The 7,038-nt window shown below is 38.0% G+C and carries 8 protein-coding genes and 1 pseudogene; 1 reads left to right on the forward strand and 8 read right to left on the reverse strand.

Features of this window, described 5'->3' with window-relative positions; translation table 11 throughout:
• The first annotated feature begins 895 nt into the window (after positions 1 to 895).
• Complete coding sequence (csx2, locus tag TT12_RS14690) at positions 896 to 2,074, forward strand: TIGR02221 family CRISPR-associated protein (RefSeq protein ID WP_045456350.1); 1,179 nt, start codon at positions 896 to 898, stop codon at positions 2,072 to 2,074.
• A gap of 182 nt (positions 2,075 to 2,256) precedes the next feature.
• Here csx2 and TT12_RS14695 read toward each other — a convergent pair whose 3' ends face one another.
• The 8 genes and pseudogenes from TT12_RS14695 to TT12_RS14725 form a co-directional block, all read right to left on the reverse strand.
• Complete coding sequence (locus tag TT12_RS14695) at positions 2,257 to 2,703, reverse strand: lecithin retinol acyltransferase family protein (RefSeq protein ID WP_201604929.1); 447 nt, start codon at positions 2,701 to 2,703, stop codon at positions 2,257 to 2,259.
• A 241-nt stretch (positions 2,704 to 2,944) separates the two neighbouring features.
• Positions 2,945 to 3,391, reverse strand: a pseudogene (locus TT12_RS14700) (DUF1810 domain-containing protein).
• An 81-nt stretch (positions 3,392 to 3,472) separates the two neighbouring features.
• Entirely contained in the window at positions 3,473 to 4,138 is a 666-nt protein-coding gene (locus tag TT12_RS14705; RefSeq protein ID WP_045456354.1) for a hypothetical protein, read from the reverse strand.
• Positions 4,139 to 4,218: 80 nt separating this feature from the next.
• The gene (locus tag TT12_RS14710) at positions 4,219 to 4,461 is read right to left on the reverse strand and encodes a hypothetical protein (RefSeq protein WP_045456357.1); all 243 of its coding nucleotides are present in this window, start codon (positions 4,459 to 4,461) and stop codon (positions 4,219 to 4,221) included.
• 1 nt (position 4,462) lies between these two features.
• Positions 4,463 to 4,810 (reverse strand): hypothetical protein, encoded by a 348-nt coding sequence (locus TT12_RS14715; RefSeq protein WP_045456360.1) that lies wholly within the window; start codon positions 4,808 to 4,810, stop codon positions 4,463 to 4,465.
• A 43-nt stretch (positions 4,811 to 4,853) separates the two neighbouring features.
• Positions 4,854 to 5,717 carry a PDDEXK-like family protein gene (locus tag TT12_RS14720; RefSeq protein WP_045456364.1) on the reverse strand — a complete coding sequence of 288 codons (864 nt, stop codon included), beginning with the start codon at positions 5,715 to 5,717 and terminating at the stop codon, positions 4,854 to 4,856.
• A gap of 48 nt (positions 5,718 to 5,765) precedes the next feature.
• Positions 5,766 to 5,918, reverse strand: a complete 153-nt coding sequence (locus tag TT12_RS17995; protein ID WP_243443761.1) for a hypothetical protein — start codon at positions 5,916 to 5,918, stop codon at positions 5,766 to 5,768.
• 79 nt (positions 5,919 to 5,997) lie between these two features.
• Positions 5,998 to 6,852, reverse strand: a complete 855-nt coding sequence (locus tag TT12_RS14725) for a WYL domain-containing protein (protein ID WP_243443762.1) — start codon at positions 6,850 to 6,852, stop codon at positions 5,998 to 6,000.
• Between the last annotated feature and the right edge of the window lie 186 nt (positions 6,853 to 7,038).

The raw sequence follows: 7,038 nt of genomic DNA on the forward strand, positions 1-7,038 counted from the left end.
ATGAGTCTGAACCGCTCCCTGATTTCTAAGGGATTAAGACCTCACTGAAACCGCGCGTATTGAGTATATTATTCGTCTGAACCGCTCCCTGATTTCTAAGGGATTAAGACATACTATCTTAACAGCTCACCTAGGCTCCCAACATCAGTCTGAACCGCTCCCTGATTTCTAAGGGATTAAGACAAAGTACGATATATTCGCAAGTAATAAATAGGAGTCTGAACCGCTCCCTGATTTCTAAGGGATTAAGACTAATACCTCTATATGTCGTTACAGTGGGGTTAGTCTGAACCGCTCCCTGATTTCTAAGGGATTAAGACTTTAGTACTTTCACTTCTTGTTTAACGTTCATAAGTCTGAACCGCTCCCTGATTTCTAAGGGATTAAGACATTTAAGAAACGTGACATCACATTACCGTACGGTCTGAACCGCTCCCTGATTTCTAAGGATTAAGACTATGCAATCTTAAACATTTCTACACGTTTCTCTTGTCTGAACCGCTCCCTGATTTCTAAGGTGAGAAGCGTCAAAAAATTGCATGCCAATTTTAGCTTCGCAAGAGAATTTACATTTTCGTAAATTCTGTCAAACTAGCTACAACGGTCTGAACAGAAAATTCCTTAAATAGAATTTTCTGGAGGCTTGGTAATCATGGGAAATACTTACCCGAGGCGCAGAGCTGTGCTCGAGCAAGACGTTAGATCATGTCAGATTTAATATAATGATTGGCTGTCTATGACAGGACAAAGGTTTATACTTTTGTCCTGTTTTTTATGGCTGATTTAAAATATAATCGATGCTATTGGCTTTTTTCATAAACTGCTCTACTAGCCGTCATCACTACGAGTGCGATATTATTACGACCAAATACCCCACTAAGAGGTTACATATCACATGACCACATTAATTAGCTTTTTGGGTGGCGGTAAACAAGGCGGTAGCTATAGAACCACCGACTATAAATTTTCTGACGGTACTCTCTATAAAGACAAACGCTATTTTGGAATGGTACTGACTGAAGAAGTGAAGCCTGACAGACTTATTTTACTAGGCACATCAGGCAGTATGTGGGATGTGTTTTTTGAAGCAGGCTTAGACGACTATCAAAATGAGTGGGAAGAGTTAACCAATGCGGTGCAAAAAGATGCCGTGACCATCGCTCAATTACAGCCTTTTGCGCAGTTTTTGACGGACAAACTCGGTCTGAGTGTTACCTGCCAACTTATCGACTATGCAAAAGATACTGTAGGACAAGTCAGTATATTAAAAAAGCTTGATGAATTGCTGACACAAGATGAACAAGTCGTGATGGATGTCACGCACGGATTTCGTCATCTGCCATTGATTGCATTGGTTGCAGCGCGCTATCTACAAGTCACCAAAAACGTGCATATACAGCACATCTATTATGGCTTTCATTCTAACGAGCTAAAAGTATCTGAAGTCCTAGAGCTACGCGGCTTATTAGATATGCTAGATTGGGTCAGTGCCCTCGAAACCTTTGACAAAGACGGAGATTATGCTGTGTTTGCACCCTTGCTTGTCAATGTCGGTCTGGATCAAACCTCTGCTGATGAGCTTGAACGCGCCAGTTATTTAGAGCGACTGCTTAATGCCAGTGGCGCAAGTGCAAAACTAAAGCAAGTCATGCCCAAGCTCGATAAATTACATAAGGCAGATTCGCCACTGTTCAGCCTTTTTTATGAGCCTTTAGCCAATAGACTGTCATGGTATAAAAAGTCATCTCTGGGGTTACAAGAGCAAGATTTAGCCGAAAAATACCTCAAGAGAAAAGACTATGTACGGGCTGTCGTCTACGCAATGGAAGGACTCATCTCCAGAGAAACTGATCTAAACGGTGACGATGTCCATGACTTTAAAGATCGTAAAGAGGCTTATGATCACTTAATAGACTCAAAAGACAAGTTTAAAGATTTCAAAGAGTTCAGAAATGCTATGGTGCATGGTACAGCTTCTGGCAAAGACAAAGTAAGACAAATAATGAAAGATCCATCGCGGCTGCACGCCTCATTAAAAGACAGCTTTAAGCAGTTGTTCAAAGACCTTTCTTAGTCTTAGCAAATCAATCATAGGGTTAATCTAATTTAACAAAGTATCACAGCAGCCAAATGCTGATGTCTATGTAATACTGCAAACGAGATAAATGTGTCGCCACTGATATAGTAGATTGACTGTACTAGCTACTGCTAAGATTGATTTAAAGGCTACTGTGCTACTGGTTAATGCTGCCAAAACTACCAGCGTTTACCAATAGCCTTTAGCCCCAAACCAACGACGCTCATGCTGCTGAGTGTGTTATTCATCATAGTGATGGAAAGTGCATACTTGACAACGTTGGTCACCTGCGGGCTACTTGCCTTTCCATAAATACACCAGTTGATAAAATGCTCACAGTTATTTAACAATAAATTGTATTTGTCTTCAGACAGACGGCTACGAGCACGTTTGATCGTCTGCCTATGACTGAATTTACGGCTCTCATGTTGCTGCACATAAGTGCTCTTACCTTGAGAAAAAACAATCAAATCAGTCACCTCGACAGGTCCCGCTCGCAAGCCAGCAGCGAGGCCTGAATAATGAATCACTTTGTTTTTGCCCAAATATATACCATGATGCGTATAACCCAAACGCTCAGTAATCAAATGATCGCCTGCTTTTAACTGTCTATTAAAAAAACTCATCACGCTCTCCACTCATCACCAAGACTATAAGAGATAGCATAACAACTGATGACTGAAAGCTGACTAATGGCAAGCTTGTGACTCGATATATAAATTAACAGCATGCGAGCAGCAATAAGCTTAGTTTGTTTGTACCAACTTAATCTACTTTTTCTCATATGACTATCCTAGATTACTTTACTTATCTAGGACAGCTCCTTAATTTTTTTGATGTATTTAGAAGTATAACGTTTTGACGTTGTCATTGACCACTCAGCTGCTTTAGCATTCTGATAGAATTTATACCGTAATGACCTCGGTAATACTGATCCAAAAGCTCGTCAAAAACACATTTTTTATTAGAAGATGCTAAAGTAAAAAGCGTAAGCGAAGAGTGTAATTTCAGCGTATCGATTGATCCGAAAATTGCTAAAGCGCTTTTATCAGGATGCAGCAATAATAATTCAGCGCACTCTATTAACCGTCCTCCAAACACATCGTGCTGCAAATACTCTTTTGCCTGCTCTAGACTCTCTACTGCAAAGCGCCGAGGCATTGTACTGCACCCTAACCCTTTTACTTATGGAAAAATGAACCACATCCAATGCATGCGCTTTTGACCCTGGGTCAGCTCTTCAATCACTTGTGAATAGATAGCATCTTGAGCTTGAATAAAATCATCAAATAGATGCTTATTTTTAGTTTTCATTTCCTGTATTCCTTGCTACTTAATAATAATCATTTGCAAACGATGTCCACAATTTCATTGAAGCCATTACCTTACGCCAAACTACCCGATCATATATACCATACCCATCCAACAATGCTCAGGCTTATCGACAACTTCTGCATTATAGAAAACATATTTATCGTCTATATCCATTTTATCAATAGTATCTGATGCAATTCTAAGCTCATCAAGCGTAAGTTGACGGTTACTTTCAGCTTGAAACATTATAGCGTTTATTGTGACATCTTCAGGAATCTGATCAATGATCTGACTAAATACTTTGTCTGATTCAGATACTTTTAATGCACTAGCTTGTATAAATTTAGCAGGTTTCGCAAAATTTATTGCTTCTCTAATATCTCTAAAGTCTATACCTACAGTCTCGTTGCAAAATATATCTTTAAACATATTTATTATTTTTTGTACTTCATCAGGCTTGCAAATGATCACGCCATCCATCACATCAAAAGCATCAATATTTTGATCAGTGGTTTGCAAACCGAGTAAGAACTCTGGCGCTGCTTTGAACTTCAGATCAATTAGTGCTTTTTCATCCCAATTGTCACTAGTAAGGAAAAATCCAAAATCAGATAACTCATATTCACTCATTTGTGGTGTATATAACTTAGTAAAAAGTATATTTTTAATCCATAACTCATTATTGCGATATCTTTCAATGACAGCATTTGGTAATTGAGCAATCAACTGATTGGGAACATCTATCAAGCGTAGATTCTCAAGATTAGCGATGCTGTCAGGAAACTGCTGTACTTTATGACTATTAACCGTAAGATTTTCTAACTGGCTTAACTGCCTACTGACTCTGGTAAACGCTCAAGTGCTTCGCAGTTTAGCGTGAGATTGGTTAAGTTGTATAAATAGCCGATACCTTCAGGTAAATTAGTTAATTGACTACAATCAATAATTAGGTCTGTTAACGCCAATAGAGACGCCTGATTACGGGGTAAAACCTCTTCAGAAATTTTAAACTTATCAGCCCATGCCCAAAGCTCTGTTATCCATGGCTTTATATTAGAAGGATTATTCATATTATTTATCCTTAATATGAAATGAACTTCCTGCTTTTAACATGCAGTAAATAACATCAACTTCTTCTAAAACTTTACTTGCCATTGCCCCAGTTTCAATTTGATACCAAGGCCTACCTGCACTTTTCCAGTCAAAAGGTTGAAACTCGTAATACGCAGGCCACCATTTATTAGATACAATCTTATTATTGGTAAATTGATGGTTAAACACTCGCTTGACTTCAATTGCATAAGGTTGGTTATCAGGGTCTTTAGTATCTTCTTCAGTATAAAACCTAATACCTAATACCGGATTATTAAAGTCTGTTGCGAACTCTAAGCTAATGAACCCTATAGGATCATCTTTCATTCTAAAACCAAAGTACTCACAATTTTTGCCCTTGCCAATATTGTCAAAATCTAACGTATACTCCCTGTCCTGACACTTTAATATCAAATCTGTTTTTAAGTTTTTGTATCAGCTCTATTCTCATTTTCTGTACATTTCTATAAATTTTTAGACTAGCATCTAAATTACTTTCACTCTGCTTCATTATCTCTAAGACTGCATTGTCTTCATTCATATCTTTTATCCCCATAAACTGCTTTTGAATAAATTTGATTAATTGTGTGAGAAACTCGTTAACACTATGATTTTGACATTCTATTTGGCAAGCTTTGAGCCAAGGAATTAGGTCGCTAAAACGAAGATGGCTATACTGCCTCTTACTTTTCAACGCTTCTAATTTACTCGTATCTATACTGTATTCGCTCGGACCTTCATTAGCTTCATTAAGATAAACAAGGTGCCAAGCCTTGTGTCTTCTTTTTTCAAGCTCTTCAGCATAATCCTTTAACTGCTCAAACTGGTCTGCTGCATAAGGTTTATTCTCAATACAAATGCCGTAGCTATCATTACCTACCATACATCTTAGATATATATCCATTCGACGTAGACTGTTATTTTTCCCAGTAACTTCTTCAAGGAAAACTTCCGTTTTTTCGATGTTATTAAGAAAAATCTGTCTTTCTGAAACTTCATACATATCGGGTAAACAATGCTCGATAAATAACTTTAAAAAGGTTTCCTGTTGAGCGTGATTACCTTGTGGATCCAGTAAAAACGCTAAAATACGACTAAGCCCTAATTCATCGGTATTGATATAATCAAAGATATTGAAGTCTGGCGAGAGCTGGCGGCTATAAAGTGCTTGCGCCGTCTCTAAAGCATGAATTTTTTGGCTAACTTCATTTATTAAGGTTTGAAATGCACTCATGTTTGTATTTCCTTATAATTTATTAGTAGTTGAATACTTCTTATCTTACTAATCCTCATACAGCTCTAACGCACTCTTTAAACGCTCAAGAATCACTATTTTAAGCTCATTTGGTTCTACTACCACGCCAGCTGCGACATACTCACTAGCCAATCTTGCAATCGTTGAGTGTTGGCAACCGTAGCACTGACCTGTTTCCAAGTGTCATCGATGATAGCTATATTCTGATCTGCTGAGAGTGGACGCTCATAAAGATGTTGACAGGCATATTTCTGTACCCTTAAAACAGTTTTATCTGGACACTATCAGTAGGTTCTAACTTACCTAATTTATTCAAGTTATCTAATGAAAAAATATCTCGCCCTACCCAGTCAGGTACTTGCTTATCTATGACTCCTGCCTCAGTGATACGATTGACTGCAAAATTACGATGCGCTTTTAACAGTACCTCATCATCGATATGGTCATCAGTAGGATTAAAGCCTGTGAAGTAGATCATATTGTCTATAAAGATAAGTCCTTTGGGGTAGATGACTCTTTCAGCAGAACTACCATGCCATTTATTTTGATAACTTATTTTAAGTTGCAGTCTATTTAGCAGAGCTTGATGAATACTTGTAATCACATCATCATTAAGCGTCGGTGCTTGTACTATACTCGGTAAGGTAATGAGATAATCTTGCCATCGCCCTAGTTTACTTCGATGGAAACCATCCTTATTCTGTCGGCCTAACTGGGTGAGTTTATCTGTGATACTTTGCTTAAAAGATACTGGTAAATAGTTTGCGGTATATTTATCAAGCATTTCCCAAAAGAACACCGTTTGCTCATTGATAATATCGATACTAAAGCTCGGCTCAATATAAAAGCGTGCTGTCTGTCCACTAATATTCTTACCCCATGCTGGCACTCTCACTAATGCATCATTATAAAAAATATCGTTAAATATTTGATTTAGTGCAATCAGATCGTTCTCTAAGTTTTTACGTTCATTAGCGAAATTATCTGAATCGTCACCATAACCAACCATAAGCTCTGTTAATGACATAGCATCAGCTTCACTCCGAGGCAGACATTGATATAAAGCGAATAGACGTGTCGACTTTGTATAGCTTGCGATTGGGTGTGTGGGCATATGGGTTTCTCAGTTAAATCGTTCAATGGTAAGTTTATAGCTTCATTACTAAAACAATGGTTCAATCAAAGCGAAGCAAAATGGCTGTGCCATTATCATAGGCATTACCATCTGAATCATAGACCTGATTTTTAAGAGTGATTAGCCAATGCTGTAAATCTGTCTCCGCACTGACAGTTTGCCAAC

The sequence above is a fragment of the Psychrobacter sp. JCM 18903 genome, assembly GCF_000586475.1.
In the GTDB taxonomy this organism is placed as follows: Bacteria; Pseudomonadota; Gammaproteobacteria; order Pseudomonadales; family Moraxellaceae; genus Psychrobacter.